The organism is Actinacidiphila yanglinensis, from assembly GCF_900107965.1.
In the GTDB taxonomy this organism is placed as follows: domain Bacteria; phylum Actinomycetota; class Actinomycetes; order Streptomycetales; family Streptomycetaceae; genus Actinacidiphila; species Actinacidiphila yanglinensis.
This window is the reverse complement of the sequence record NZ_FNVU01000015.1, coordinates 24,588-50,570: the sequence shown is the minus strand read 5'-3', so window position 1 is coordinate 50,570 and position 25,983 is coordinate 24,588. Positions and strand designations below refer to the sequence as shown.

Genomic DNA, 25,983 nt, shown 5'->3' with positions numbered 1-25,983 from the left:
CAACGCCCTGGTGGCGACCTGGGGCGGCGCAGTGATCACCCATGCCGCTGCCGCGGACGACCTTCAGCGCTTCATGTCCCAGCGCGCTGGTGCGCACATCGAGAAGGTCGGTTCCTCCCCCGCAGTGATGGTCGGCCACCCCCAGCGCGGTCACACGTGTGATCGAGGACGCCGACCACGGCACAAAGTAAGAACGCGTCCAGGCAGAACATCACGCCTGGCCGGCCGGGCGTCGCTTCCCAGCGTCGCGCCGCCTGCGCAACCGCATCGGATGCTGGACGAGATGGAGATGAAGACGATGAGTACGCAGGATCCGATCGAGCGCCTCATGGACGCGATCAATTCGCATGACCCGCAGAAGGTCGCGGACTGCTTCACCACGGACTACCAGGTCGAAGCACCCCACCGCCCCGCGGAGGGGTTCACCGGCAACGAGCAGGTGCTCGCGAACTGGATCGGGATCTTCAAGCGCCTCCCCGACATGCGGGGCCGGGTGCTGCGCCGTGCCACCGCGGGCCCGGAACTCTGGGCGGAGTTCGAGTACGTGGGTACCGGACCGGACGGCGGGACCATCGTACTGGGCGGACCCGCCATCATGTGGGCCCGTGACGGGCTGATCGCCCGGGCTCGGTTCTACATGGCTCCCGTCCCGGCTCCGGACGCCGACTGAGCAATGGTCACCTGCGCGGGGCCGACCCGCGCGGAGTGCGTCGGTGGGCGTCGTCGGGCCGGGCGGTACCCGTCGGCGTGTCTGTGGCGGGCCTGCTTCGACTGGTGCGGCCGAGGGCTGAAATGTGGGCACACTGGTGGTCTTTCGCGGAAAACCGGCCGCGCCTCGCCCGACCCGCTCAGCGGCGGGCCGGACGAGGCGCGGCGATCGGCTGCCTGCCCGGGTAGGGGAAAGCGCTCAGGGGGTGTAGCCGACCCAGGAGTGGAGCGGGTCGGAGGTGTCGCAGGTCCACTGCGTGGCGTCGGCGCCGTTGGTGCCCGAACCGCCGTAAACGGTCAGGCACTGCTTGCTGTTGCCGTTGACCAGTTCGGAGCCGCCGGAGGCGGCCACCCGGGTCCACTGCTCGGCCGTTCCCCCGTCACACGTCCACTGGGTCGCGACGGCGCCCGGGGTGGTGGACCCGCCGTAGACGGTCAGGCAGCGGTTGCTCTGGAAGTTGCGGATCTCACTGCCGTCCCAGTACCAGTTCTGCGCGCTCTTGCCGTTGCAGTCCCACTGGGTGATGTCGGCGCCGTTGTTGAGGCTGGAGCCGTAGGGGGTCAAGCACTTGCCGGTGCCGGCGTTGCGCAGGCGAACCGTGGTGATGGCGCGGGCCGTCGGCGCGAAGTCGAACACGAGGCGCTCGGGATAGGTCTCGCCGGCCTGCCCGACCTCGCTGACGCCGCGGATACGGTCGGTCGAGGCGTCGTAGTCGATGTTCTGGGTCATGTCCGGTACGGCGGTGAGGACCGAAGGAGCGGTTCCGGACGTAGCGGTGTGGACGCAGGCGCTGGTGTCGGCGCCGGGCGTGGTGCGGTATCCCGTGTCGAAGCTGCCGGGGCACATCCCGCTGATGTAGAAGGTGCCCTTGGCGTACAGCACGCCTTGCATGGCCCAGACCGGGGAGACCCAGGCGGCGGTGGCGGTGGCCGCGGCACCGACGGTGGTGTCCGAACCGCTGTCGGCCTGCGGCAGACCGGTGGAGGTGTCGAACGGCCACCGGACGATCCGGCCGTCCGCCTGCGAGGCGTAGAACTCGTTGGAGGTCAGGGCACTGTGCTCACGGTCGAAGCTGAGGCCGTTGAGACAGGGAGAGTCGAGGGTGAGGCAGCTGGTGTCCCCGGCGGAGAGCGTGTTGTAGGCGTAGCGGATCGGCAGCACGTACGCGAACCCGTCGGGCTCGGCGGCGTCACGGTGCAGATCCGAGACCTTGGCGACGTACAGCGAACGGCCGTTGGCGATCAGCAGGTTGTCGCCGAACCAGACGAGCCCGTCACCGTGGTTTCCCGCGAGAGGGCTGACGCTGCCGTCCGCGGCGGGGGTGACGAGCAGCACGTCCTCATAGTTGGGCGTGCTGGAGGAACGGTCGACAAAGCGGATCTTCGATTCCGTGTCGTCCGGCCCGTGCCACGAAGTGGCCTCCCAGCGGCGGCTGCTGTACGTACCGTCGGCGGAGGCGGTGTGGGGCACCGAGAAGCCCTGCGGGTCCCAGTCGTTGCTGCCCGAGTCGTCGACGGCGTTGTTCCAGCAGTACCCGTCGGCATCCACGCCGGGGTTGAACGGTTCGGGGAAGCACAACCCCGCCTTGCCGTCGGCGCCCTTCCCGGCAAGGAAGTCGAGGGCGACGGGAGCGAGCCCGCTCGTCGGGGAGTCCTCGGCCTTGATCGCGCCGGTGTTGTCGCTCAGCAGGTGAAGTTTGAACTGCGAGACGGTGGCCGCATCAAGGGGCGCGAGGGGGGAGGCCGCGGCGTGCGCGGCGGTTCCGGTGCCGAGGCACAGCCCGGCGGCGAGAACCGTGGCGATACCGGCGCACTTCGCCAACCGGGCGAATCTGCGTATGAGGTGAACCCGCTTTTTCATTCGCGGATCGTACAACCGCCGTCCCGGGCCGAGGAGATCCCTGCGCGTCGCACGCCGCCTCCGTTGCCATGGTGCGCCGCGGCGCCTGCGGGCACGCTCAGTGTTGCGATCCGGGTTCCGCGCCGGGCACGGGCTGCGCCGCCTGGCCCTCCGTGGGGCGCAGGTCCTGGGAGCCATGCGGACAGCAGTTCCAGTTGCTCGGCTCCCGGGCTTCCGGGCGGCGCGGTGAACCACAGCAGGCGCTGGTGTCCGTCCTCGCTGAGGAGGTGGAAGCAGTCGAGTTCGATGACGCCGAGCATCGGGCGTGATGCCGGCAAGGGAACTCCGTAAGGTGAGTCCAGTTCCGTTTAAGGTGTATCGTTTCCGGAGTCGCGTTCATCTTACGGAGGAGGTTTCGTCGCCGCAGGGAGACCGTGCTGACGGCCTCCGCAGCGGGGTGGTCGAACTCGGCCATCGCATCATCGACGAGGTGGCCGGCGTGGACGGGCTCGTGAACAACGCGAGCGCCCTGGCGCCGGCCCTCAGCATGCCGTTGCCGGCCGGGCCAAGTGGCCTACCGGAGCCCAGTTCCGCGTCGGCGGCGACATCACCCCGACCGTCTGATCACCAACCCGCGCCCCTACGACGAACAGGACTGTCACCATGCCCTTCGCGCTGAGTTCCGTGATCATCGACGCCGCCGACATCGAGCCCGAGGGCGCCTTCTGGCACCAGTTGCTCGGCGGCTCGATCCACCGCACGCCTACCCATCACTTCATCCAGGCCCCCGGCCTCCCCGTGATCGTCGTCCAGTCGGCCCCCACCCAGATCGCCCCGAACTGGCCCGAGGGCACCTCCCAGCAGATGCATCTGGACTTCGCCGTCGAGGACCTCGCGGACGCGGACCGCACTGCCACTGCCGCCGGCGCCGTCCGGCTGCGGCCTACCACCGACGTCACCGCGAAGACCGGCAGCCGCGTCTACGCCAGCCCTGCAGGACACCCGTTCTGCCTGCGTTCCGCGTGATGCCGCATGCCGCGTCCGTGTCCCGCGAGGCTTCCGCCGGCCGGTGGGGCCACCGCGGAGTACCTCGCCCGGTGGCCGTGATCTCCGAGGAAGCCGCAGTGCTCGCCGCTGCGGCGGAGCGGTCTTTGCCCGAAGGGGCGCGCACACCCTCTCGCAGCCGGACAGGTCCGCGGCCACCGCGGTGGCACCTCCCGCAGCCGACACGCACATGAAGTGACTTCGCAACGTCCCCCGCTTCGCGATGCCCGTACCGCGATCTGCACGCGCGGAGACCGTCGGCCGCCCGTTCTCAGCGGCAACACAGACCCACGTAGCGCCGGAGCGGGCTTGGACGGGCGCTCCTGGGGGCGGCGGAACTCCTGGCTGCGGATGGACAGTTCGCCGACGAGGGCGCCGAGGTACAGCTCGCGCGCGTGCGGGTCGAGGAAGACGAAGCGGGCCTGGTTCCGTTCGGCTGCGGGGAGCGCGCGGAAGTCGGTGATCAGCCGTCCGGCGAGCGGGTTGTGGGCCAGCACGTCGAGGCGCCGGCCGAGGACGAAGGCGGGGCGGCATGCCTGCTGGAGGGTGTCCAGCAGGTCCCAGGTGGCGGGGTGGACGTGCTGGGGGCGGGGGCGCCGGCGGGCGGGCCGGGGGCGGGGGCGGGCGAGGGCGTGCAGGTGGCCGCGCTCCGCGTCGTCCAGGATTCGACGGCGGAGGGTGGCCCACTTTGTCCCCCGACCAGGCGGGCCCTTCTGCGGCCTCTTTTGCCTGTTCGGATCGAGTTCAGTAGAAGCCGGGCCTCATCGCCGGGAGTGGCGGCCGGGGCACCGTCAGAACAGACAATATGGAGGCATCACATGTCGACGTGGTTCATCACCGGCGCATCCCGCGGGCTGGGGCTGGAAATCGCGCGGGCCGCGCTCCGGGGCGGCGATACGGTCGTGGCCGCCGCCCGGAATCCGGGGAAGCTGCCGGAGGACCTGCAGACATCCGATCAGGTCCTCGGCGTCGCCCTCGACGTCACCCGGAGTGAGGAGATCACCGCGGCCGTCGAGACGGCCGTGCAGCACTTCGGCGGCATCGACATCCTCGTCAACAACGCGGGCCGTGGCCTGCTCGGCGCGCTGGAGGAGATCACCGACTCCGAAGCACGCTCGCTGTTGGACCTCAACGTCTTCGGGCTGATCAACATGACCCGCGCCGTCCTGCCGGGAATGAGGGCGGCCGGCGCCGGGAAGATCGTGCACATCGGTTCCCGCTCGGGGTTCGAGGGGGAGCCCGGGGTGAGCATGTACTGCGCCTCGAAGTTCGCGGTCGCAGGTATCGGCGAGGCGCTCGCGGCGGAACTGGAACCGTTCGGCATCCAGAGCATGGTCGTCGAACCCGGCGTCTTCCGCACCGACTTCCTCGATACCAGTTCTCTGTCGACTCCGGCTCGGCGCATCCCCGCCTACGACGGCACGCCCGCCCACGCCACCCTGGACTGGATCGGCACCGCCAACCACAGCCAGCTCGGCGATCCCGTCAAGGGCGCCGCCCTGATCTATGAGGTCACCAGTGGGGACACGCTCCCCGGGCATCTGGCATTGGGCCGCGACGCGGTCGAGCGCCAACTGGTCAAGATCCGCAGCATTCAGGACGACCTGGCGGCCTGGCGGGACAAGTCCGCGGCCACCGCCTGCGATGACGCCGCCTGATCACCCCGACCGTGAGAAAAAGGACATACTCCCTATGACAACCCTGCTTACCGGACGGCCACTTGAGGGCCGCGTGGCCGTGGTCACAGGTGCCTCCAGCGGAATAGGTGCGGCCACCGCACGCCGGCTCGCCGAACTCGGAGCCTCTGTCGCCGTCGTCGCACGCCGCCAGGAGAAGCTCTCCGCCCTCGTCGCGGACATTGCTTCGGCCGGGGGAAAGGCCATATGTCTATCCGTCGACGTCACCGACCGTGCAGCCGTCCGCACGGCCGCAGACCAGGTGTGGGAGGCACTGGGAACGGCGGACCTGGTGTTCAACAACGCGGGCGTCCAGCTGATCTCCGCCATCGATGAGCTCAAGGTCGACGACTGGCAGCGGCAGATCGATCTCAACGTCACGGGAGTGATGAACGTGATCGCCGCCTTCCTCCCGCACCTGACTGCCAGCGCCGAGAGCGGAAAGCCCGCCGACCTGATCAACACCTCCTCCATTGCGGCGACGCGCATCCTGGAGAAGTTCTCGATCTACTCGGGTACCAAGGCCTACATCAGCCACCTGACCCGTCTCATCCGGGTCGAACTGGGCCGGAAGAACGTGCGGGTGAGCGCCATCGAGCCCGGCATGGTCGATACCGAACTACCCGACCACGTCACCGACCCCGATGCCAGCGGCCTGATGGCCGGCCTGCTCCGCGACATCGAGTGCCTGCGCGACAACGACATCGCGGAGACCGTCGCCTTCATCGCTGCCCTTCCCCGACACGTCAACATCAGCGAGCTGACCATCCTGCCCACGGCCCAGCCCGTTTGACGCGACAGACAGGCGGTGTGCCCGCGCTGTTGGGGCAGCCCCGGGCACACCGGCCAAGGCCCCGGCCTCCATGTGTTCTGGCCAGGTGTTGCGGGTCCGGAGGATGCCGTCCACGCCGCCCAGGAAGGTCTCGGAGATCAGTTGCGGGTCGAGAGGCAGCCGGTTGCCATGGCGCCGTCGCAGAGCATGAGGTCCCGGGGTCCAACTCGGCCCGGGGTGTGACTGTCTCGCGCCCGTGTACGGCAACGCGGCCGACCAGCTACGGTCGAGCCGTCCTCGCCAAGTCGCGCCGCTCCGGCCGGAAAGCTCGCCTCCCGTATCCGAGACGATTGAGCGAAACTCGGAGCGTGGGTCGGAATCCCCTGGCCCTGGCCACTGGCGTTCTCACGGCCTTGAGGCTTCGGGGGCATACCGGTGCGCGGGCCCACTGCAGTGCCGTTCAGGTCAGCCCACTGGCGGTGAGGAGTTCGTGAAGGCGTTCCGCAGGCAGGATCGGGTTGGCCGCCGCGCCTTCGGCGGTGTCGGGAACGGCCAGCAGCGCGGAGACCTGGTCAGGGGGCAGGAGGGGATTGGCGGCGGCTGCCCCACGGACGCTCGCCTCGGGGTCTGTGAGCAGGCGGACGGGCGGCTGGTCCCATGTGGAGTCGGCGGCAGCCAGCGCCCGAACCTCCGGATCTTCGTGGTCGAGAAAGAGCTGCAGGCCGGTACGCGGAAAACCGGGGAGCGCCAGCAAATGGGGACGCTGACGTGGAGTCGCCAGGAAGGCGTCGAGGATCGTTTCGGGCGGTGCGCACGGGTGGTGGTAAGCCAGCAGGTGCCGGACCTCCGGATCGGGATCGTCTGCCAGGCGGTTCACGAGTTCCTCGGGGAGCCTGGAACAGGTCGCGGCGACCCGGCGTAGAAGTGGATGTGCGGACGCTGCGCACGCGGCGTACCAGTCCGTGTCCGTCGTGCGTCGTTCCGCGATGGGGCCGATGACTTCGGCCGTCCTCCCGATGACCTGGTCGATGGCATCCCGCTGCGCCCAGGTGCGAGGCAGCGGATGCACCAGTGCCCGCGTCCGCACCGCGTCCTCCGGGTCGTTCGCCAGTTCCGCCAGCACTGAGGGATCGAGGTCGGCCCTGCCGGCCACGCGTTGGCGTACGACGGGATCGGGGTCGCGCGCGAGTCGGGCGACGACATCGGCGGGAGTGTGGCGGTTGTGGGCGAGCGACCAGAGGTCGCGCCCGCTCGCGAGACATGCCTCAGCCACGGAACGGGAGACCGCGTAGTTGACCAGAATGATGGATCGGCCGTGGCAATCGCGCTCTGGAAGGTCGGCTTCCATGGCCTCGGGATCCAGGACGCGGCTGTGGACCCGCGCGGCCTCGCGTACGGCGGGGACCGGGTCGGCCAGGAGAGCATCGCGTTGCAGGGGTGTGAGCCAGAGCCACAGACCGGCGGCTCGGCGCCGCAGTTCGGGGTTCTCGTGCTCGGGCATGGCACAGCGGAACGCCTGCGATATCTGCCCGGAGACCTCCAGTTCCTGCCTGATCTCGTCTGCTGTGAGCAGTTGACCGTGACCGGCGTCGTCCTGCCTGGTCAGCAGGATTTCCAGGACGTCGTCGGGCAGCGCGTCGACCCTGCCCACGCGCGGGCGAGGGCCTGAGGCAAGGGCATTGCGCACGAACGCGTCAGGGTCGTTGACCAGCCGACCACGCTGCCCAGGGGAGACGTGCCTGTTGCGAGCCAGTCCTCGGCGCACGGCCCGTTCCGGATGCGCAATCACTGCGTCGATGACGTCCGGGGGAAGGCCGCGTTCCTCGCAGAGGATCTTCCGGGCTGGACCGGCGGCAGGGGCCAGCAGACGTAGCAGGACTTCGGACGGCGCGGCGGGGTTGGCGGCGACGCCCCGCAGCCACATTTCCGCCAGAGGGGAGGAGGGCACCTTCGCATCCTGCCCTGTCGCAGTGAACCCTTGGGCGTTTCCCACTGGATCTTGACGGACCGCGCTGCGTCTCGGCGAAGGTTGAGCGGGCAGGTCAGGGTGTCCCGTCCGGTCTCGCTGGTCCTTGCAGAGCCTCACCGTGTTGCGCACAGATCGCGATCTCGGCCGGACCAATGAGTTTCGTGCGGATCCGCAGTCGACACTGCCGGATCCACCGACACAGGTGGGCCTGTGCTGGAAACATTCCAGCGCGGGAGGAAACGCATGGAGGCAGTGATGGGCGTCGACGACTCCGCGCAGGAGCGCACGATCGGGGCGGGCGAGCAGCGGACGCGGGTGAGCGGTCCCAGGGTGTTGGTGGCGGGGGCGAGCATCGCCGGACCCGCGCTGGCCCACTGGCTGCGCCGGCGGGGGGCCGAGGTGACCGTGGTGGAGCGGGCTCCCGAACTGCGTCCCGGGGGGCAGGCGGTGGACGCGCGCGGGGTCGCCAAGGAGGTCATCAGACGCATGGGGCTGGACGCTGTGGTCCGCGCGGCGTGCACCGACACCGCCGGCGCGCACACCGTGGACGCGGACGGGCAGGTGCTGGAGACCTTCCGCGCGGACGACGACGGTGGCGACGGGTTCATCGCGGACATCGAGATCCTGCGCGGGGACCTGTCGCGGCTGCTCTACAACGACACCCGCGACGGCGTCGAGTACATCTTCGGCGACCGAATCGCCGAACTCACCCAGGATGCGGGCGGAGTCGATGTGGTCTTCGCCTGCGGCAACCGGCGGCGCTTCGACCTGGTGATCGGGGCCGACGGGCTGCACTCGCCGCTGCGGGCGATGGTCTTCGGGCCGCATGAGCGGTTCCTCCGCCACCTCGGGCACGTGCTGGCCTTCTACAGCGTGCCCAACGAGTTCGGGCTGGACCGCTGGCTGCTGGAGTACCAGCACCAGGAGTCCGGACGCTCCGCCCTTCTGCGACCCATCCAGGACGCCACCCGGGCGATGTCCATGTTCTCCTTCACCTCGCCCGGCTTCGACGTCGACCACCGTGACGTCGCGGCCCAAAAGCGCCTGCTGCGTCAGCGGATGGCGGGCCTGGGCTGGCTGGCCCCGAACATCCTTGCGCACCTGGACGACACCCCGGACTTCTACCTCGACCAGGTCGCCCAGGTGGTGATGGATCGCTGGTCGAGCGGACGCGTGGGGCTGCTCGGGGACGCGGCGTTCAGCTCCTCGCCGATGTCCGGGCAGGGCACCGGGCTGGCGCTGGTCGGCGCCTACCTGCTGGCAGGAGAGCTGGCCGCCGCCGGCTGGGACCCCGACACCGGGTTCGCCCGCTACGAGACGCGGATGCGCTCGTTCGTCGAAGCCAACCAGGAGATCGGCCGATTGAACGCCCGCAGCCGCGACGTCCCCGGGCCGGACACCCAGCCGCCCCCGGACTTCGCCGGCGAATGGTTCGCCGAGCTGGTCGGCCGCGCGATCAACGGCATCGAGCTGCCCGACTACGCGGGAGCACCGGACTCCACAGCCTCCGCCGGATCACCGATCACCTCGTCGGCCACACCGTAGCGCGGGATCGCAACGGTTCCGTCACTCGGCTGATCGGCGTGCACCGGAACTGACAAGACGTGTCGGTGCGGGTGCTGGCGCCGGACTACCAGCGCATCGTCTTCTTGCTCGACGATGCCGCGCGGGAGGGGACGGGCCCGATGGACTGCCGTCGGATCGCTCAGCGGCGGGGCTGGGAGACGTCCGCGGCCGGGGTGACAGGGGTGCGCGCGAAGGCGCGGGGGATGGCGGAGCGGGGTCGGCCGGCCAAGGAACGGGGCGGCCGGTTCAGCGCCGCCTTCCGGCCAGGCGGCGAGTCATGAGGGGGGTCTCGCAACGCCCAGGAAGCGCAGCACCGCCAGGACGCGGCGGTGGTCGGCGTCGGCCTTGGGCAGGTCGAGCTTGGTGAAGATGCTGTTGATGTGCTTGGCGACCGCGCTCTCGCTCACCACCAGTTCGGCGGCGATGCCGGAGTTGGACCGGCCGCCCGCCATCAGCTCCAGCACCTCCCGCTCGCGCGGCGTCAGCCGGTCGAGCGGATCGCTGTGCCGGCGCACCAGCAGCTGCGCGACGACCTGCGGGTCGAGCGCGGTGCCGCCGGCCGCCACCCGGCGTACCGCCTCGGCGAACTCCTCGACGTCGGCGACCCGTTGCTTGAGCAGATAGCCGACGCCCGAGGTGTTGGCGGCGAGCAGATCGGCGGCGTACCGCTCCTCCACGTACTGCGACAGCAGGAGCACGGCGGTACCTGGGTACTGGTGGCGGATCACCAGCGCGGCGCGCACTCCCTCGTCGGTGAATCCGGGCGGCATGCGCACGTCGACCACGGCGATGTCGGGACGGTGCTCCTCGACGGCCGCCAGCAGCCCTTCTGCGTCGGCGACTTGCGCGCACATCTCGAAGCCGGCCGCCTCCAGCACCTTGACCACACCGATGCGCAGCAAGAGGGAATCCTCGGCGATCACGGCGCGCACGGCAGCTCCACGGTGATGACGGTCGGGCCCCCGGCGGGGCTGCGGCAGGAGAACGTGCCGTCGACGGACGCGACGCGCTTGGCGAGCCCGGCGAGCCCGGTGCCGCCGGCCCCTGCGAGATCCGCGCCGCCCGCGCCGTCGTCCGCGACGACCACCAGCAGTGTCTCCCCGATCCGGTGCACGGTCACCTCCGCCCGGGTCGCCCGGGCGTGTTTGACCACGTTCGTCAGGGCTTCGGAGACCACGAAGTACGCGACAGCCTCGACCGTGGGTGAGGGGCGCCGCGGCAGGTCCACCGCCACGCGCACCGGAATCGGGAGGCGAGCGGCGACCCCGGACAGCGCGGCGTCGAGGCCGCGGTCCTCAAGGACGGCCGGATGCAGACCACGCACCAGGTCGTTCAGCTCGGCGATCGCCTCCTTCGCCTCGCGGTGCGCCTCGTCGATCACCTTGCGGGCATCGGCCGGCAGATCGCCGAGGGTGGCCCTGGCCAGCCCCAGATTGACGGCGAGTGAGACGAGGCGCTGCTGCGCGCCGTCGTGCAGGTCGCGCTCGATACGCCGCCGCTCGGCGTCGGCGGCGTCGAGCACGCCGGCCCGGCTCTCGGCGAGGTCGGCGACCCGGCGGGCCAGCTTCTCCGTGCGGCTGGGCCCGAGCAGGACCTCGGCCGCCCGGGTGTCCAGCCGCACCAGCGCGCCGGTCAGCCGGGGCCCGAGGAACAGCAGGGCGAGGCCGCCGGCGGTGATGTACGCGGCCTGCGTGGTGTACCCGAGGTCGGTGACCCGCCACTGCGGGGGCAGCGCCCAGATCCACACGTAGATGGAGGCGGCCACGAGAGCGGCGGCCCAGACGGCGAGGACAGCGAGGTCCAGCACGGCGAGCAGTGGACCCGCCACGGCGTGGTAGCAGACCTGCCGCCACAAGGCCCGCGAGGTCAGCCGGCGCACCGCCCACGTCCAGTTGCGTCCCGGCCCGGGTGTGGGCGGGCGCGGGAGGTCCTTGCCGACGAGTGCCCGGTAGCGCCGCCGCTGCCCGACGGTCAGCAGGGGTGTCACCACGAGCGTGAGCAGCACGGGCAGCGGAGTCACCGCCGGCACCAACGCCGCAAAGGTGCCGAGCAGCCAGAGCCACAGCGGCACCACGGCGAGGTGGAGCGGCAGGCCGGCGGCGATGAGCGCGGTCCGGTGTCCCGCCCTGCGGAACGGCCGGCCCGGCACCAGCTGCAGCCACGTCGTGAGTTGCATGCGTCAAACGGTAAAGCCGCAGGCCATCCCCGTGCCATGACGCTGCCGCCCGGTTCGGGGGTGCACTTTTCTCCACCCCGGGTCGGAACCCTGCGTTACTGACGGCGCCCTGGTGCGGGGCGGAGGGTGGAGCACGTGACAAGGAGAGCCGGCGGGGAGTGGGGGAAGACGATGCGTCAACTGGCTTTGTGCGATGAGGAAGTGGCCGACACCGAGGTGATCCCGCTCTACGAAGGGGCGGAGGAGCCGCGCCCGGCGCGGGGCATGCGGCGGGCCGGGTGGCTCCTGGTCGCCTGCGGGCTCGCCCTGCTGCCGTGGTTGTACGTGCTGGCCACCGGCCTGCCGGCCACCGCGACCGCGGCGCACTGGCCGGTCGCCTGGGTCGGGCTCGACGCGCTGGAGGCGCTCGGCCTGATCGCCACCGGCCTCCTCGCCGCCCGCGGCGACCGGCGGGTCGCCCTGGCGGCCGCCGCGACGGCGACGCTGCTTGCGGTGGACGCCTGGTTCGACACCACGACGGCGGCCCCGGGCGGCGACTTGGCCACCGCGGTCGCCATGGCGCTCGGCGCCGAGCTGCCGCTCGCCGCGCTGTGCGGCCGGCTGGCGCTGCGGACGCTGAGCCGGCCCGCGTGACGCCGACCGATCGCCCTTGGGTGGGGACGAGGACGGAGAGGCGGGACGTGTGTCCGAGCAATCGGTGAGGCCCAGCGGGGTCCTGGCGAATGACGAAACCCGACTGCTGCAACGGGCTCTCCCTGAATGGGGCGGGGCGGCGCGGTGCAGCGACCAACTCACCTTCGGCACAGGGTTCGTGGACGCTCGTGATCTGCCCGATCGGTGCCGCGTCCCGGGCCGCGCCCTGGGTGATGATGATCCGATCAAGCCCGTCACATGGGCGCGGATCCTGCTGGCTGCGGAGATCGTCTTCGTCAGCGACCTGGCAGGCTCAGGCGTCGAGTGGCAAACGACCATCGGCTCAGCGACGAGGTCACCCTCGCGCCGTGCGGGACAGCGTCACTGATGCACGACCGGCCGGAGGCAGATCCGGTGGCCGGGGAAGATGCCGTAGCCTGCACCACCCAGGCCGTGCTGCGCGGCAGCACCGTCAACCCGCTCGGCCGCCCCGTACATCAGGAGATGCAGGACCATGAGCTCGCCGATCGAGGAGCCGATGCCGGAGGCCGGGATACGGGCGGAGCCGGTGGCCGGACGACTCGAAGGACCGGCGGTGCGCAGTGGGCGGCGGGAGGCGCTGGGGCGGGTGGTGTCCGAACTGCGGGACGACAATCTGTCCGACCGGGCGGCGGCGCTGACGTACTACCTGGTCCTGTCCGTCGTGCCCGCCTTGCTGGTGGTCGTCTCCACGCTCGGGGCCGTCGGGCCGGCGGCCACCGATCCGCTGAGCCGCAGCGTCCGGCGGCTGGCGCCCGGGCCCGCGCGGGATCTCGTCACCCAGGTTCTGGCGAGCCTGCAGCGGCAGCACGTCACCGCGGGCGTCTTCGGCGTCCTGGCGCTGCTGTGGTCGGCGTCCGCGTACGCGGCGGCGTTCATCCGGGCCATGAACGCCGTCTACGACGTACCCGAGGGGCGTCCGCTGCGGGTCCTGCTCCCGCTGCGGCTCGGGCTGACCGTCCTGACCATGGCGCTGCTGACCGTCCTGGCCGCCTTGGTCGCCGTCAGCCGGGACCTGGCCGACCGGATCGGCGCCGCCCTGGGGGTCGGCCACGGCGCGGTCACCGCGTGGCAGTGGGGCAAGTGGCCGCTGCTGATCGTCCTGCTCAGCCTCTTGTTCGCCCTCCTGTACTGGGCCGCGCCCAATGCCCGGCAGCCCTTCCGCTGGGGCACGGCGGGTGGACTGGCCGCCGTCGTGCTGCTCGGGGCCGCCTCCGCCGGATTCGCCTTCTACACCAGCCACTTCGGGTCCTACAGTCGGGTGTACGGGGGCCTCGCCGCGATCATCACGTTCTTCATCTGGTTGTGGCTGTCCAACCTCGCCCTGCTCCTGGGAGCGGAGGTCAACTCCGAGCTGGACCGGCAGCGCGCCATCGACCACGGGCACCCGCCGGGCCAGGAGCCCTTCATGCCCCTGCGCAGCGCCGACAAGCTCCACGACGACGCCCTGTGACCACCCGGCAGGAGCCGGGTCGGCGGCGCAGGCCGGGGCCAGTGCGGACAGTGCGGTCCCCGAGCCCGTCCACGCGAATGGGACCGAGGCCGGCCGGGGATCGCCTCCAGGCATGCCGCCCCTCCTGACCGCTGCCACGCGGCAGTGGCCGGCGCGCACCGCGCCGCGCCGGGTCAGCCCTTGACCGCGCCGGAGAGCATGCCGCGGATGAACTGCCGCTGGAAGAAGAGGTAGAGGACCACCACCGGCACGGAGATGATCACGGCGGCGGCCGCCAGCAGGTTGACGTGGACCATGTAGCGGCCTGAGAACGCGCCCAGGCCGAGGGTCAGCGGCTGGTGGGCGGGGTCGGACACCAGGATCAGGGAGAGGAAGTAGTCGTTCCAGGTCCACATGAAGCTGAGCAGGATCAGGGTCATGACGGCGGGTTTGGCGATGGGCAGGTAGATCCGCCACAGTGAGGTCCAGGAGTTGGCGCCGTCCATCTGTGCCGACTCCCCGATGCTGGCCGGGACGGCGCGGAAGGCCGCTCGCATCCAGAAGGCGCCGAAGCTGACCCCCATGCCCACGTGGGCCAGGATGATGGCCTGGTAGGTGTCGATCAGCCCCTCGGACTGGAAGTCGTAGTAGAGCGGGACGATGATCGCCTCGGTCGGGATCATGACCCCGAGGAGCAGCAGCGGGAAGAGCACCTTCTCCCCGACCACCCCCAGCACCCCGAAGGCGAATCCGCTGAGGATCGCCAGCACCGTGGACAGGGTCACCGCCGTACCCGTGATGATCAGGCTGGACTTGAGATAGTGACTGAAGCCCGCCTGCTGCCAGGCCTGGGTGAAGTTGGACCACTGCAGGTGACCGAGGTCCAGCGTGCCGGAGATGTTCGGGCTCACCGCGACGCCGAGGATCCAGGCGACGGGGAAGAGCACCGCGGCGGCGAGCAGGCTGAGAAAGGCGTAGTTGAAGACCTTTTCCCGGGTGGAGATCATCAGTCGTCACTTTCGGAGAGCTTGACCACGACCAGCGAGATGATCAGCGAGACCACCGCGAGCACCACGCCGATGGCGCAGGCCGCGCCGACGTCCGGGTTGGCGAAGGCCCGCTGGTAGAGCACCACGGTCGGCGTGATGGTGGATGTCCCGGGACCGCCTCTGGTGGTGAGCCAGACGATGTCGAAGACCCGGATGGCGCCCAGCATGGTGAGCGTCAGCACCACGGCGAGCTGCCCGCGCAGTCCCGGCAGGGTCACCGTGAAGAACTCCCGCAGCGGGCCGGCACCGTCCATCCGCGCGGCGTCGTACAGCTCGCTCGGGATGTTCTGGATCCCGGCCCCGAACAGCACCATGCACAGCCCGTACGCCCCCCAGGTCCCGGCCAGGCCGAGGGCCGGCAGCGCCCAGGTGTAGTCGCCCAGCCAGCCGCGGGTCAGCCCGCCCAGGCCGAAGGCGGTCAGCACGGAGTTGATCGGTCCGGCGGGGGCGTAGATGCGCTTCCACACCACTGCGGCGACGGCGGGGGTGAGCACCTGGGGAAGGAAGATGATCCAGCGGTAGACGCCGGACCCGCGCACGTCCCGGCGCGCGGTCAGCGCCGCGCTCGACATCCCGAGAGCGATCGGCAGGACGGAGAAGAAGACGATGAAGAACAGGGTGTGCGCGACGGCCTGCCGCAGTGTCGGGTCGTGGACGAAGCCGGTGTAGTTGGCGAACCCGGCCCAGGTGGCGGAGGTGACCCCGTCCCAGTGGTAGAAGGACAGCCGCACCCCCTGCACCGCGGGCAGCAGCACGACGACCGCGTACACCAGCAGCGCGGGGGCGAGGTAGGCCAGCCCCAGCCAGCGGCGGCGCCGCCGGTGCGGGGACACGCGGGCGCGCCCTGCCCGGAGCGGGGGACGGACGCCTTCGGCCCCCGCGCTCGCTGCCGCCACCTTGCCGGTTCGGCTCTCGCTGAGTGTGGACACCCCTACCTCGCCAGGGTCTTCACAAAGGCGGCGTCGTTCTGGCGGGCCGCGCTGACCACCGCGCTCGGGGTGGACTTGCCGGCGAGCATGTTCTGCATCGTGGTGTTGATGGTGTTCAGCAGTGTCGGTGTGGACCAGTCGAGATAGGGCACGGAGGCGCCGTCCACCGAGAGCCGCTGGGCGATGGCCACGTCGTCGGTGAACAGCGGATCCCCGGCGGGGGCCTTCACGTCCGGGTGCAGCAGGGGCATCGTGCCCTTCTTGACCGCCAGTTCGGCCGCCTGGGTGCCGGCGGCGAAGTTCAGGAAGGCCGCGGCGGCGTCGGCGTGCTTGGACTTGGCGGAGACGGAGAAGTTGGCCGCCGAGGAGGCGGTCGCCACCGGCTTGCCACCGTCCGCGCGCGGCAGGACGAACGAGCCGAAGTTCTTGGACTGGCCTGCCTTGAGCGGCAGTGATCCGGAGTAGTCGAAGTGGAACAGGCCCTGCCCGTTGACGAAGTCCTGCGCGGCGTCCGCCGCGGCGACCCCGGCGTAGTCCTTGGTCAGGTAGCCCTTGTCCGACCACTGCTTGAGAGTGGATACGGCTTTCGGGAACCCCGTCCTGTCGATGTTCACCAGGCCGTGCGAGTAGACGAAGTCGGCGATGTCGGCCGGCGAGCCGAGGGAGTCCATCAGCGAGAAGAGCGGCTCGGTGATCCCGCCCTGGTCCACGTTGCCCAGGGAGATCGGGTTGACGCCGGCCGACTTGGCCTTCGCCAGGTCCGCCTGGAAGTCCGCGAGCGTGCTCGGTATCCCGGCGCCGATCCGCTTGAGCAGGGCCCGGTTGTAGTAGACCTCGATCACCGAGGCCCGCGCGACCGGGGCGCCGAACATCGAGCCGGTGCCCATCTGCTTGCCGTCGGTGCTGAACTCGTGCTCGTTCGCGATCGACTGCGGGAAGGTCTGCTTCCAGCCGTACGCCTTCGCGTAGTTGTCCAGGTTGAGCACCAGGCCGCCGCGGACCAGGGTGCCCAGCGACTGCCAGCCGTTGTTGGCCGGGACGATGTCCGGCGGGTTGGCGGACTTCAGCTTCAGCGGCAGGGCGGCCATCACGTCGCCCCAGGGCAACGAGGTCCGCTTGATGGTGATGTTGGGGTACTTCTGCTCGAACGCGGAGACCACGGAGGTCATCCATGCGTTGTCCGTGCCGCCGGAGAAGGAGTCGAGTACCTGAAGCGTGATGTTGCCCATCGTGGCGGGGTCGGTCGAGACCGGACCCGACGAGACGCTGTTGCCGGCGGTACCGGCGTCGGTTCCCGGCATGCAGCCGGCCAGCAGCGCCGTCATGGCGACCGGAACCAGCATGATGCCGATCCGCCCTGTTCTCCTGCGCGAGACCACGATGTCTCCTGTCGTCGGTGGACCATTTGCTGTCTCGGGTACCGCGAGCTTAGGAGCGGCAGACCAATTAGTCCAGATGTTTGGAAGCTGGTTTGTTTTCACAGATCTGGCTCGCCTGGTCCGGTTGGCTTGCTATCGTGGAGGGATGACAAGCACCGGGGAGGAAACCGGAGCGGGGGCAGCGGTCACGCAGACCTACCGCCGGCTGAGCGAGGCCCTGCGCCGAGGCGCGTTCCCCGCGGGGGGACGGCTGCCCGGAGAGCGCGACCTCGCGGGAAGCCTGGGCGTGAGCCGCTCGACGCTCCGTCAGGCGCTCGGCCGTCTGGCCGAGGAGGGCAAGCTCGAACGCTCCTCGCAGCGCGGCTGGTTCGTGCGGGCCAACGTGGTCGGCGAGCCGCCCAGCACCCTGCAGAGCTTCTCCGAGATGGCACGGGCCCGCGGACTTCGGGCGCAGTCGAGGATCCTCGGCAGCCGTTCGCGGGCCGCCACGTTCGAGGAGGCTGAGCAACTCGGCATCGCCCCGGCCGCACGGGTGTTGGAGCTGCGCCGGCTGCGCAGCCTGGACCAGGTGCCCGTGTGCGTGGACCACAGCATCATCGTGCTCGCGCTCGCCTCCGGGCTCGACGCCCTCGACCTCACCGACCGTTCGCTCTACGACACCCTGGAGCACGAGTGCGGGCTGCGGATCGCCCGCAGTTCCTACTCGGTACGGGCCGAGGCCGCCGACGAACCCACCGCAGAACTGCTGCTGATCGAGGCCGGTGCGCCCGTGCTGATCGGCGAGGAGATCACCTACACCGAGGACGGCGCACCGGTGCTGACCGGGCGGATGACCTACCGCAGCGACGCCTACCGCTTCCAGGCGGATCTGTTCCGCACCATCTGACGCGTGGTCGCGCCCTGGCGTCGCCGGGGCGCGGCGGGGGCGCCGCCTCAGGTGGCGAGGAAGTCCTTGGCCGGCATGCTGCCCGCCACCCTGGCCGTCACGCCGTCCGTCACCGTGATGCCGTTCTCACCGAGCGCGTCCAGCAGCGCTCCTGCCACCGGTGGCAGGGCACCGCGGTGCGGCTGCGCGTGCGGCAGGTGCGCCGGCAACTCCTCCAGCAACGCCGCCGCGACGGGGGAGCCTTCGGCCATGAGCACCGACCCCGACAGGACCACGCTCACCGGAGCGCCTGCTGTGGCCAGCCCGGTGCGGCGCGCGGCGACACCCGCGTACGTCGCCAGGTGCTGCCCCTGCGCGCGGACGATGTCCGTCGCCACCGGGTCGCCGTCCTTCGCCACGGCGGTGACCACCCTGGCGCAACTGGTGCGGTCCCGGGGACCGGCACCGCCCTCACGGGCGGTCAGCCAGTGGTTCAGCTCCTCGGCCGTGGACCGGCTGTAGTGGGTGAGCAGAGCCTGTGTCAGGGCGGTGGGGGGCGCGAGGTCCAGCTCCGCGAGGAACACCGCCTTGAGGGCGTCGTTGGCCAGGCCGATCGCGCCCATGGCGTGCTGGCCCCACCAGCCCATGTCCCACAGCTCGCCCGAGGGACCGCGGGCCGCGATGGCGGCCGCGGTCCCCGCCGCGATCGCGACGCCGATCCCCGAGGGCTCGCCGCAACGGATCGCCGCGTACCCGTCGTTGAGGATGGTGCGACGCACCAGGGACGGCTGGCGTCGGGCCAGCGCGTCGTCCCAGTAGGCCGCGTCCTCCGGCCAGTCGACACCGGCCAGCCGGAAGGCCGCTCCGGCCAGCGCCGACGGATCGGCGCCCGCCCGGCCCAGCGCGGTGCCGACCGCGGACATGACCGCGTCGACCGCCGCCTCCGGGGTGGGGGCGCCGTAGATGTCGCCGCAGCCGGAGCGCCCGGCGCCCACCACCTCTCCCGAGGCGGTGGACACCAGGGCGGCGGTCTTGCTGTTGCCCGCGTCGACGCCGAGGTAGAGCGCTGTCGCGGTGGCCTGGTGCGTCACGGGAGCAGCCGCTCCGGCAGCCATGCGGACTGGGCAGCGGCCAGTTCGGCGTACATCGCCTCGGCGACGGTCAGCGACGGCACCAGCGGGTTCGCCATCAGCGCCCGTACGGCGTCGTCGGCGTTGCCCTCCCATGCGGCCTTCGCGGTGAGGATCTGGTACTCCGCCAGTTGCTGGGTGATGCCCAGGACCGAGTGCGGCAGCGGCTTCTGCTGCTCGGGGTGGAACCCCTTGCCGTCCACCGAGCCCCACAGCTCGACCACGGTGGAGTCGGCGAAGCCGGGCAGCCAGCCGCCGGTGTTGGTGATGTTGAACGGCAGCCGGATCGCGGTGTCGTTGTAGTACGCGCTGATCGCGTCGATGGCGAGTTCCAGCTCGTGGATGCCGCCGCGGGAGCGGTCCTGCTCCAGCCGGGGTGCGTCGGAGGCGGCCTGCTCGCGGTAGTGCTGCCAGTAGTCCGGCAGCGCGTCCATGATGACCTCGGAGCGGGTCTTGGCTGCCAGTTGCCGCTCTCGGAGGATCTCGTCGCGGAAGTAGTAGTAGTTGAAGTAGTCGGAGGGGACGGACTCCATCGCGACGGCCAGATGCAGCGCCCGCATGCCGTTCACGTCGTCGGTGGGCTTGTCCTTCAGCGCCTCGTACCGCTCGCGCAGGATCGGGAAGGCGTCCTGGCCGTCGTACGTCGCCTCGTTCGACCAGCAGTTGTGGTTGATGCCGACCAGGTTGGCCTTGAGCTTGTCGGGGTCCAGACCGGCGGCCTTGGCGACGACCGGCGGGAAGACGATCGGGCCTTCGCAGAAGGACGCGATGGGGATGTCGGTGTAGTCGGAGACGGCCTGGGAGACGATGTTGACCGGGTTGGTGTAGTTGAAGATCCGTGCGCGGGGCGCCACTTCGGCGAGGTTGGCGCACAGTTCCTTGATCACCTGCACCGAGCGGAGCGCCATCATCATGCCGCCGGGACCCTGCGTCTCCTGGCCGATGACGCCGTACTTCAGCGGGATGCGCTCATCGATCGCACGGGCGGCGAAGCCACCGGGGCGGAAGCTGGAGAGCACCGCGTCGACGTCCCGCAGTCCCTCGCGCTGGTCGGTGGTGGTGGTGACGGTGATGTCCAGCCCGGCGTTGCGGGCCATTCGCTGCGTGATGGACCTGACCACCTCGAGGTGGTCGGGGTCGAGGTCGATCAGCACGAACTCCGAGCCGTCGAACTCGCTGCCGTGGTGCATGAAGGAGGCCATCGTGCCGGGAGCGCGTGAGGAGCCGCCACCGAGGTAAGCAATCTTGACGCGGGCCATCGATCCTCCAGGATCAGATCGGGTTCCGGACACCCGGGTGTCCGGACAGGTGGGGTGCGCGTGCGTCAGGCCGAAGTGGTCGGCGCCGCAGCGACTTTGAGGGCGACCTCGTCGACGTACAGGCGCGGCCGGGCGCAGTCGGTGAAGATGGTGGCCGGCCAGTCGGGTTCGTAGTGCTCGGCGCCGGTGAGCCGGCCGACCGCCCTCGCCTTGTCGGCGCCGTGCGCCACCATCACCACGCGCTTGGAGCGCTCGCGGATGGTGCCGATGCCTACCGTCACCCCGTACCGGGGGACTTCGTCCAGGCCGCGGAAGCTCGGGAAGGTCGCGAGGTTGTCCTTGCGGGTCTGCTCGGGCAGGGCGACCACGTGGGTGCGGGCGTCGGGCGCCGTGCCCGCGGGGTTGAAGGCGATGTGGCCGTCGCCGGCGCCCGAGGCGAGCAGGAACAGGTCGATGCCGCCGAGTGCGGCGATCCGTTCGTCGTAGGCGTCGGGCTCGGCCGGGTCCGGCACCAGGAAGTGCTCGGCCTTGACGCCGCGGCCCGGACCGGCCGCGGCGCCGAGCCGCCGGACGATCTCGCGCCGGCCGAATCGCACGCAGCTGTGCAGGAGTTCGGGGTCGATCCGCCGGTAGCCGGCGGTGGCCTCGTCGCGGTCGACGTACTCGTCCATCATGACGATCACGACATGGCCGAGGTCCAGGCCGCGCGCGGCCACTTCGTCGGCGAGCGCGCGGTACGTGCTGTGCGCGCTGCGCCCTCCTGGGCAGCCCAGCACATACCGCCGCCCGTCGCGCGCCGCGCCGTCGATCTCGTCCGCGATCTCAGCGGCAAGAACGCAGCCCAGGGCTTCGGAGTCACGGAACACCGTCGGTACTACACGCACAGAGCCAACTCCTTCGAGGACCAGATACGCCACTGACAGTATCCTGGTCTGACTGGTCCATGCAACGGTCTGTTGGGTCCATCCGGAGCGCGTGCGTGGCTGACAACCCCGGTCAGCGGAGCGGATCCCGACGGCCTCCAGGTCGCAGAGCGCGCAACCCGGGGATTCAGCCCTTTGTTGTCAGGCGTGCTCCGCTTCCGCGGGTCGGCCGTGGAGGTTGGGGCACCCGTAGCGCCATGACGGCCATGTCGTCGGCGTTGTCGTCGGCAGGGACTTTCGCGAGGAGCGCGTCGCAGAAGTCGGCCGGCGGGAGGTGCGCCGCGTCGAGGGCGTGCCGGCGTAGCCGTTCCAGGCTGATGTCGATGTCCTCGTGGCGGCGCTCGACGAGGCCGTCGGTGTAGAGAAGCAGCGTGGACCCTGGGGGCAGTTGTTCGATTGCGCTGGCGTAGTGCGGGTCGGGGTCGAGGCCGATGAGTGGGTCGCGGGCCGCGGTCAGGAAGCGGGCGGTGTGGTCGGCCTCGACCAGGAGCGGCGGGGGGTGTCCGGCCACGGAGTAGTGGAAGGCGAAACGGTCGGGGCCTGGGCGTTTGACCCGGCCCAGGATGCAGGTCGCGGTGCAGTCCAGGTAAAGGGTCTGCACCGACATGTCGAGGCGACGGAGGACGGCGCCGGTGGCTTCTTGGCGATCCAGGGCCAGCCCCCGCAGCATGGTGCGCAGTTGGCTCATGGTGACGGCGGCGGGGAGGTCGTGTCCGGTGACGTCGCCGATGGTGAGTACGAGGGATCCGTCGGAGAGTTCGAAGGAGTCGTACCAGTCCCCGCCGATCTCCGCCGCGGTGTTGCTGGGGCGGTAGCGGACGGTCAGGTGCAGGTCGGGAAGGTCCGGCGGGTCGGTGAGCAGGCTGCGTTGCAGGGCGAGGGCGAGTTTTTTGGTGCGCTGGTATTCCAGGGCGCTCTTGAGCGGTTCGTGGGCCCGTTCCAGGAGTTGTCCCAGCAGTTCGGTCTCTGGTTGGCCCAGGGGTTGCCGGTCCCCGCAGACGGTGGCGGTGACCAGGGCCGCGACGGTGCCCTCGACGACGACGGGCAGCAGGATCACGCTGTTCGCCGCGGGCGGCATCCACGGCTCGGTGCCAGGAGGGGCGAGCTCGAGGGGAGGGGTACCGGGCGGGAAGGTGGCCTGGACGGGGACGCGGTGCTCGACCGCGTGCGCCAGGGGACTGCCCGGCCGCAGATGCTCCTCACGGTGCGGCGGGAGCGGCGGGAGGTCCGGCCGGGTGGTGGCCGCGACGCGCTCGGCGGACTGGGTGCGCCCGGGGCGTCGCAGCGCCTGGGGGAGGAGGTAGACGGCGCATGCGTCGGCCAGGGCGGGCACGACGACGTGGGTGAGGGCGACCAGGATCTCTTCCAACTGCACCATGCCGGCGGTGCGGGCACTGGCGCGGGCGAGTAGATCCTCGCGACGCGTCTCTTGCCACTCCTGCTCGACGTCCTTGCAGGTGCCCACCCATTCCAGCACGTGGTCGTTGTCGATGACGGGTGCGGCCTCGACCGCGACGTGCCGGTAGCTCCCGTCGACCGTGCGGACCCGATAGGAGGTCGTGAACACCGGCGGGACCTCGGCGAGGGCGGCGTACCAGTCCCGGACGACCGGCCCCCGGTCGTCCGGGTGCAGCGCATCCGTCCATCCGTCGCCCCGGTACTCCTCCCAGCGCTGCCCCGTCATCTGCTCCCAGCCGGGGCTGCGCTCGATGACCCCTCCCCGAGGGCTCATCGCCCAGATCACCTGCGAGGTGGCGCTGACCAGGCTCGAATATCGCAGGAAGGCGCGCCGCCACTCCTCGGACAGGACGCGGTCCCGCTCCGCGGCGCTCACCTGCTCGGTGACCTCCAGGATGACGGCCAGGAGGCCATAGGTCCCGTCCGCAGTGGTCAGCCGGGACACACTGCAGGTGACGTAGCACGCCCGGCCGACCCTGGACCCGGTCTGGAGCATGTCCGCGGGGGCGGCCGTGATGACTTTGGGCCGACCCGTGGCCAGGACGTGGTCGAGGACCTCGAAATAGGCGGCCCGGGTCGCGTCGTGGAAGGCCTCGCGCATCGGCGTGCCCAGCGGAAGGTCACCGAACAGCCGACGACAGGGCTCGTTGGTGTAGGCGATTCGATGCTCAGGTCCATGGGTGACGACGACGGCCACTGCCATGGAATCGAAGACGTCGGACCCCAACGAGGACAGGGGCCCGCCCTCACTCAGAGAAACCACCGGCGCTTCCTCCCGCCAGCTCCGGAAATCGACCTCGGTGACGATTCAACCCATAGATCCCATGATGCGCCTGTTTCTGACCTCGGGCTCAGCGAATCCGGCCATGGGCTCGCGGCCTGCGCGGGCATCGTGGGATGCGCTGGTCAGGCGCCGGCGCGAGCGCTCTCCGATGTGCTGATCGGGGCCCGCATCCGTGGCTCTAGGACCCGTTCGCGTTGATCGTCACGAACCCTGACTCGTACGCGCCGATCACCGCCTGCGTCCGGTCCCGCGCCTGCATCTTTGCGAGCACCGCGCTGACATGGGACTTCACCGTCTCCGAGCCGATCACCAACTGTTCGGCGATCTCGGCGTTGGACAGTCCCCGGGCCATCAGCCGGAGCACCGTCGCCTCGCGTGCGGTGAGAGCGACCCGCTCCAGCGCGTCGCCGGCCGACCGGCCGCCGTACTCGGCGGCCAGGGCCCGGACGGCGGCCGGGAACAGCAGCGAGTCGCCCTCGGTGACCAGCCGCACGGCGTGCACGAACTCCGCCGGCCGGGCCCGCTTGAGCAGGAAGCCGTCGGCCCCGGCGCGCAGTGCCTGGTACACGTACTCGTCGTTCTCGAAGGTTGTCACCACCAGGATCTTGGGTGGGGGTGCCACCGTACGCAGCACGACTCTGGTCGCCTCGATCCCGTCGAGCAGCGGCATGCGCACGTCCATGGCCACCACGTCCGGGCGCAGCTGCCGCACCAGGGGGACGACCGCGGCTCCGTCGGCTGCCTCACCCACCACCCGGATGTCGGGCTGGGCTTCGAGGACCGCCCGCAGGCCCGCCCGGACCAGGGGTTCGTCGTCGACCAGCAGCACGGTGATCGGCATGGACTCAGCCTACTGACGGGCCGGTGGGGTGTTGCTGGGATTCCCGTGGTGCCGCGAGCCCGTCGAGGGGCAGCCGTACCCGCATCCGCCATTCACCGTTCACCGGGCCGGCCTGCGCTTCCCCACCGAGCAGGGCCGCCCGCTCACGCAGGCCGCGCAGGCCGCTGCCGCCACGGCTGCCAGGGCCGGGCGCGGGCGATGGCGGCCGCGGCAGCGGATTTGCCACCTCCAGTTCCAGCTGCGGTCCGGCCATCGCCACTCGCACCCGGATCGGCACCGGGCCGGCGTGCCGTAGCACGTTGGTGAGCGCCTCCTGGAGGATCCGGTAGCCCTCGCGGGAGATCGGCCCCGGCAGTTGGCCCAGCGGCCCGGACAGCTCGGCGTCCACTGCCGAGCCCGAGCCGCGCGCTGCCTCCAGCAGCCGGTCCGCCTCCCCCAGAGTGGGCCGTGCGCCGGCCGGCCTGCCGCTCTCGCGCAGGATCAGCAGTACCCGGTCCAGGTCGTCCAGCGCGCTGCGGCCCACCTCTTCGATCGCGGCCAGCGCCCGTTCGGTGAACGCGAGGTCCCCGGCGGCCCGGGCGGCACCCGCCTGGAGCACGGCGACGGTCAGCGCGTGGCCGATGGAGTCGTGCAACTCCCTGGCGATGCGGTTGCGCTCCAGCAGCTGCTCGGTGCGCTCCTCCAGGAGGCGCAGCCGTTCCGCGGGGGAGGGCCCGAGCAGCATCCGGGCAAGGCGGGTGACGACGTGCCCGAGCGTGATCAGCAGGACGAGCGACCCCCCACCCGGAAACGCGGCCAGGGGAGTCCACCACCAATGCGGCTGCCAGACGCCCAGGGCCGGAACGGTCACCGGAGCACCACCGACCCCCAGCCTCAGCATCTCGATGGTGAGCATCGGGCCCCAGGCGGTGGTCATCACGGCGACTCCCGCGAGGACGAGCCGTGCCTCCAGCCAGAGCACCGTCCGCCAGCGGTCCTGCCACGTGGTCGCGGTCGCCGCCGCGATCGTGGCGTCGGGCCGCCCGCGTTCGTCCGGCACCAGGAGCGCTTGGGCCTGGAGGCCCTCCCCGAGGCGCACCACCGGGATCAGGCCCGCCGGCACGGCCATGACCGCAAGCAGGTACAGCTCCCTCGGCGCGAAGAGTCCCCACAGCGCGATGGCGCCGGCCGGCACGCACAGATGCAGCCAGCGCGTGTACGTGACCGGTCGCGCCAACGGCCGTGCGAGCCCGCGGAATCGGGTGGGACGGAGGGAGTCGGGCACCTGGTCATGCTGCCAGCCGGGCGTACGCGGCGGCCCCCCCGTACGGGGGAGAGGAAACCCACCGCCGGGGGAGGCGGCGGGGTCCTCTCCACTGCCAAGGTGGCTTCGTCACCAGCATCGACGGCCATGACCCCACGACGGACCGCGGTGGCATCCGGATAACGGCCGGCTCACCGTCACCGTGCCCCCGGTCCGCGACATGACCTGACATCGAGCTTCCCGGCGCGAGGCCAGGCCCCGATGGTGA

Annotated in this window: 22 protein-coding genes and 1 pseudogene; 8 read left to right on the top strand and 15 right to left on the bottom strand. The window is 70.7% G+C overall.

Going from position 1 to position 25,983, the window contains the following annotated elements; all coding sequences use genetic code 11:
• Positions 1 to 298 precede the first annotated feature (298 nt).
• Positions 299 to 670: a nuclear transport factor 2 family protein gene (locus C4U44_RS41680; RefSeq protein ID WP_160145123.1), complete on the top strand. Its 372-nt coding sequence runs from the start codon at positions 299 to 301 to the stop codon at positions 668 to 670.
• Between the two features lie 237 nt (positions 671 to 907).
• Here the strand turns inward: C4U44_RS41680 and C4U44_RS28295 are convergent, their stop codons facing one another.
• Both C4U44_RS28295 and C4U44_RS42745 read right to left on the bottom strand, forming a co-directional pair.
• Complete coding sequence (locus C4U44_RS28295; RefSeq protein ID WP_103888893.1) at positions 908 to 2,569, bottom strand: RICIN domain-containing protein; 1,662 nt, start codon at positions 2,567 to 2,569, stop codon at positions 908 to 910.
• Positions 2,570 to 2,666: 97 nt separating this feature from the next.
• A pseudogene (locus C4U44_RS42745) lies at positions 2,667 to 2,871 on the bottom strand (transcriptional regulator); the annotation flags it as partial.
• A 340-nt stretch (positions 2,872 to 3,211) separates the two neighbouring features.
• Between C4U44_RS42745 and C4U44_RS28285 the strand changes: the two are divergent.
• Positions 3,212 to 3,574, top strand: coding sequence for a VOC family protein (locus tag C4U44_RS28285; RefSeq protein ID WP_103888892.1), 363 nt, complete (start codon positions 3,212 to 3,214; stop codon positions 3,572 to 3,574).
• Here the strand turns inward: C4U44_RS28285 and C4U44_RS42740 are convergent.
• Positions 3,529 to 4,146 (bottom strand): MmyB family transcriptional regulator, encoded by a 618-nt coding sequence (locus C4U44_RS42740; RefSeq protein ID WP_235032421.1) that lies wholly within the window; start codon positions 4,144 to 4,146, stop codon positions 3,529 to 3,531. The genes C4U44_RS28285 and C4U44_RS42740 overlap by 46 nt on opposite strands.
• Positions 4,147 to 4,410: 264 nt before the next feature.
• Here C4U44_RS42740 and C4U44_RS28275 point away from each other — a divergent pair, with 264 nt between their 5' ends.
• The gene (locus tag C4U44_RS28275; RefSeq protein WP_103888891.1) at positions 4,411 to 5,250 is read left to right on the top strand and encodes an SDR family NAD(P)-dependent oxidoreductase; all 840 of its coding nucleotides are present in this window, start codon (positions 4,411 to 4,413) and stop codon (positions 5,248 to 5,250) included.
• Positions 5,251 to 5,284: 34 nt separating this feature from the next.
• Positions 5,285 to 6,061, top strand: a complete 777-nt coding sequence (locus tag C4U44_RS28270; protein ID WP_103888890.1) for an SDR family oxidoreductase — start codon at positions 5,285 to 5,287, stop codon at positions 6,059 to 6,061.
• Between the two features lie 439 nt (positions 6,062 to 6,500).
• Here C4U44_RS28270 and C4U44_RS28265 read toward each other — a convergent pair whose 3' ends face one another.
• On the bottom strand, positions 6,501 to 7,988 hold the full coding sequence (locus C4U44_RS28265; protein WP_235032406.1) for a hypothetical protein: 1,488 nt from the start codon (positions 7,986 to 7,988) through the stop codon (positions 6,501 to 6,503).
• A 264-nt stretch (positions 7,989 to 8,252) separates the two neighbouring features.
• On the opposite strand from C4U44_RS28265, the gene C4U44_RS28260 reads away from it, so the two are divergent.
• A complete protein-coding gene (locus tag C4U44_RS28260; RefSeq protein WP_235032405.1) occupies positions 8,253 to 9,554 on the top strand; it encodes an FAD-dependent monooxygenase in 1,302 nt (433 codons plus the stop codon).
• Between the two features lie 296 nt (positions 9,555 to 9,850).
• On the opposite strand, the gene C4U44_RS28250 is transcribed toward C4U44_RS28260, so the two are convergent.
• Entirely contained in the window at positions 9,851 to 10,507 is a 657-nt protein-coding gene (locus C4U44_RS28250; RefSeq protein ID WP_103888887.1) for a response regulator transcription factor, read from the bottom strand.
• Positions 10,495 to 11,751, bottom strand: a complete 1,257-nt coding sequence (locus C4U44_RS28245; protein WP_103888886.1) for a sensor histidine kinase — start codon at positions 11,749 to 11,751, stop codon at positions 10,495 to 10,497. The genes C4U44_RS28250 and C4U44_RS28245 overlap by 13 nt, the downstream gene beginning before the upstream one ends.
• A gap of 171 nt (positions 11,752 to 11,922) precedes the next feature.
• On the opposite strand from C4U44_RS28245, the gene C4U44_RS28240 reads away from it, so the two are divergent.
• Positions 11,923 to 12,384 carry a hypothetical protein gene (locus C4U44_RS28240; protein WP_407642902.1) on the top strand — a complete coding sequence of 154 codons (462 nt, stop codon included), beginning with the start codon at positions 11,923 to 11,925 and terminating at the stop codon, positions 12,382 to 12,384.
• 514 nt (positions 12,385 to 12,898) lie between these two features.
• Positions 12,899 to 13,876, top strand: coding sequence for a YihY/virulence factor BrkB family protein (locus C4U44_RS28235; protein WP_103888885.1), 978 nt, complete (start codon positions 12,899 to 12,901; stop codon positions 13,874 to 13,876).
• Positions 13,877 to 14,049: 173 nt separating this feature from the next.
• On the opposite strand, the gene C4U44_RS28230 is transcribed toward C4U44_RS28235, so the two are convergent.
• The 3 genes from C4U44_RS28230 to C4U44_RS28220 all read right to left on the bottom strand — a co-directional run bounded on the left by C4U44_RS28230 (position 14,050) and on the right by C4U44_RS28220 (position 17,176).
• Complete coding sequence (locus C4U44_RS28230; RefSeq protein ID WP_103888884.1) at positions 14,050 to 14,862, bottom strand: carbohydrate ABC transporter permease; 813 nt, start codon at positions 14,860 to 14,862, stop codon at positions 14,050 to 14,052.
• Positions 14,862 to 15,737, bottom strand: a complete 876-nt coding sequence (locus C4U44_RS28225; RefSeq protein ID WP_103888977.1) for a carbohydrate ABC transporter permease — start codon at positions 15,735 to 15,737, stop codon at positions 14,862 to 14,864. Before C4U44_RS28225 ends, C4U44_RS28230 begins: the two co-directional genes overlap by 1 nt.
• A gap of 98 nt (positions 15,738 to 15,835) precedes the next feature.
• Complete coding sequence (locus tag C4U44_RS28220; protein WP_103888883.1) at positions 15,836 to 17,176, bottom strand: ABC transporter substrate-binding protein; 1,341 nt, start codon at positions 17,174 to 17,176, stop codon at positions 15,836 to 15,838.
• 181 nt (positions 17,177 to 17,357) lie between these two features.
• On the opposite strand from C4U44_RS28220, the gene C4U44_RS28215 reads away from it, so the two are divergent.
• The gene (locus tag C4U44_RS28215; protein WP_103888882.1) at positions 17,358 to 18,098 is read left to right on the top strand and encodes a GntR family transcriptional regulator; all 741 of its coding nucleotides are present in this window, start codon (positions 17,358 to 17,360) and stop codon (positions 18,096 to 18,098) included.
• Positions 18,099 to 18,145: 47 nt separating this feature from the next.
• Here the strand turns inward: C4U44_RS28215 and C4U44_RS28210 are convergent, their stop codons facing one another.
• The 6 genes from C4U44_RS28210 to C4U44_RS28185 all read right to left on the bottom strand — a co-directional run bounded on the left by C4U44_RS28210 (position 18,146) and on the right by C4U44_RS28185 (position 25,736).
• Complete coding sequence (locus C4U44_RS28210) at positions 18,146 to 19,168, bottom strand: BadF/BadG/BcrA/BcrD ATPase family protein (protein WP_160145122.1); 1,023 nt, start codon at positions 19,166 to 19,168, stop codon at positions 18,146 to 18,148.
• Positions 19,165 to 20,466 carry a family 4 glycosyl hydrolase gene (locus C4U44_RS28205; protein ID WP_103888880.1) on the bottom strand — a complete coding sequence of 434 codons (1,302 nt, stop codon included), beginning with the start codon at positions 20,464 to 20,466 and terminating at the stop codon, positions 19,165 to 19,167. The genes C4U44_RS28210 and C4U44_RS28205 overlap by 4 nt, the downstream gene beginning before the upstream one ends.
• 65 nt (positions 20,467 to 20,531) lie before the next feature.
• Positions 20,532 to 21,350, bottom strand: a complete 819-nt coding sequence (locus C4U44_RS28200) for a 6-phosphogluconolactonase (protein WP_103888879.1) — start codon at positions 21,348 to 21,350, stop codon at positions 20,532 to 20,534.
• A 166-nt stretch (positions 21,351 to 21,516) separates the two neighbouring features.
• Positions 21,517 to 23,610, bottom strand: a complete 2,094-nt coding sequence (locus C4U44_RS28195) for a SpoIIE family protein phosphatase (RefSeq protein WP_235032404.1) — start codon at positions 23,608 to 23,610, stop codon at positions 21,517 to 21,519.
• A 199-nt stretch (positions 23,611 to 23,809) separates the two neighbouring features.
• The gene (locus C4U44_RS28190) at positions 23,810 to 24,472 is read right to left on the bottom strand and encodes a response regulator transcription factor (protein ID WP_103888877.1); all 663 of its coding nucleotides are present in this window, start codon (positions 24,470 to 24,472) and stop codon (positions 23,810 to 23,812) included.
• Between the two features lie 4 nt (positions 24,473 to 24,476).
• Positions 24,477 to 25,736 carry a sensor histidine kinase gene (locus tag C4U44_RS28185; RefSeq protein ID WP_103888876.1) on the bottom strand — a complete coding sequence of 420 codons (1,260 nt, stop codon included), beginning with the start codon at positions 25,734 to 25,736 and terminating at the stop codon, positions 24,477 to 24,479.
• Positions 25,737 to 25,983 lie beyond the last annotated feature (247 nt).

Coding starts and splice junctions, on each gene's coding strand:
- C4U44_RS28245 (WP_103888886.1), bottom strand. CDS start 11,751: ATGCAACTCACGACGTGGCTGCAGCTGGTGCCGGGCCGGCCGTTCCGC.
- C4U44_RS28190 (WP_103888877.1), bottom strand. CDS start 24,472: ATGCCGATCACCGTGCTGCTGGTCGACGACGAACCCCTGGTCCGGGCG.
- C4U44_RS41680 (WP_160145123.1), top strand. CDS start 299: ATGAGTACGCAGGATCCGATCGAGCGCCTCATGGACGCGATCAATTCG.
- C4U44_RS28285 (WP_103888892.1), top strand. CDS start 3,212: ATGCCCTTCGCGCTGAGTTCCGTGATCATCGACGCCGCCGACATCGAG.
- C4U44_RS28230 (WP_103888884.1), bottom strand. CDS start 14,862: ATGATCTCCACCCGGGAAAAGGTCTTCAACTACGCCTTTCTCAGCCTG.
- C4U44_RS28295 (WP_103888893.1), bottom strand. CDS start 2,569: ATGAAAAAGCGGGTTCACCTCATACGCAGATTCGCCCGGTTGGCGAAG.
- C4U44_RS28240 (WP_407642902.1), top strand. CDS start 11,923: ATGCGTCAACTGGCTTTGTGCGATGAGGAAGTGGCCGACACCGAGGTG.
- C4U44_RS28215 (WP_103888882.1), top strand. CDS start 17,358: ATGACAAGCACCGGGGAGGAAACCGGAGCGGGGGCAGCGGTCACGCAG.
- C4U44_RS28275 (WP_103888891.1), top strand. CDS start 4,411: ATGTCGACGTGGTTCATCACCGGCGCATCCCGCGGGCTGGGGCTGGAA.
- C4U44_RS28235 (WP_103888885.1), top strand. CDS start 12,899: ATGAGCTCGCCGATCGAGGAGCCGATGCCGGAGGCCGGGATACGGGCG.
- C4U44_RS28220 (WP_103888883.1), bottom strand. CDS start 17,176: ATGCTGGTTCCGGTCGCCATGACGGCGCTGCTGGCCGGCTGCATGCCG.
- C4U44_RS28205 (WP_103888880.1), bottom strand. CDS start 20,466: ATGGCCCGCGTCAAGATTGCTTACCTCGGTGGCGGCTCCTCACGCGCT.
- C4U44_RS28260 (WP_235032405.1), top strand. CDS start 8,253: ATGGAGGCAGTGATGGGCGTCGACGACTCCGCGCAGGAGCGCACGATC.
- C4U44_RS28270 (WP_103888890.1), top strand. CDS start 5,285: ATGACAACCCTGCTTACCGGACGGCCACTTGAGGGCCGCGTGGCCGTG.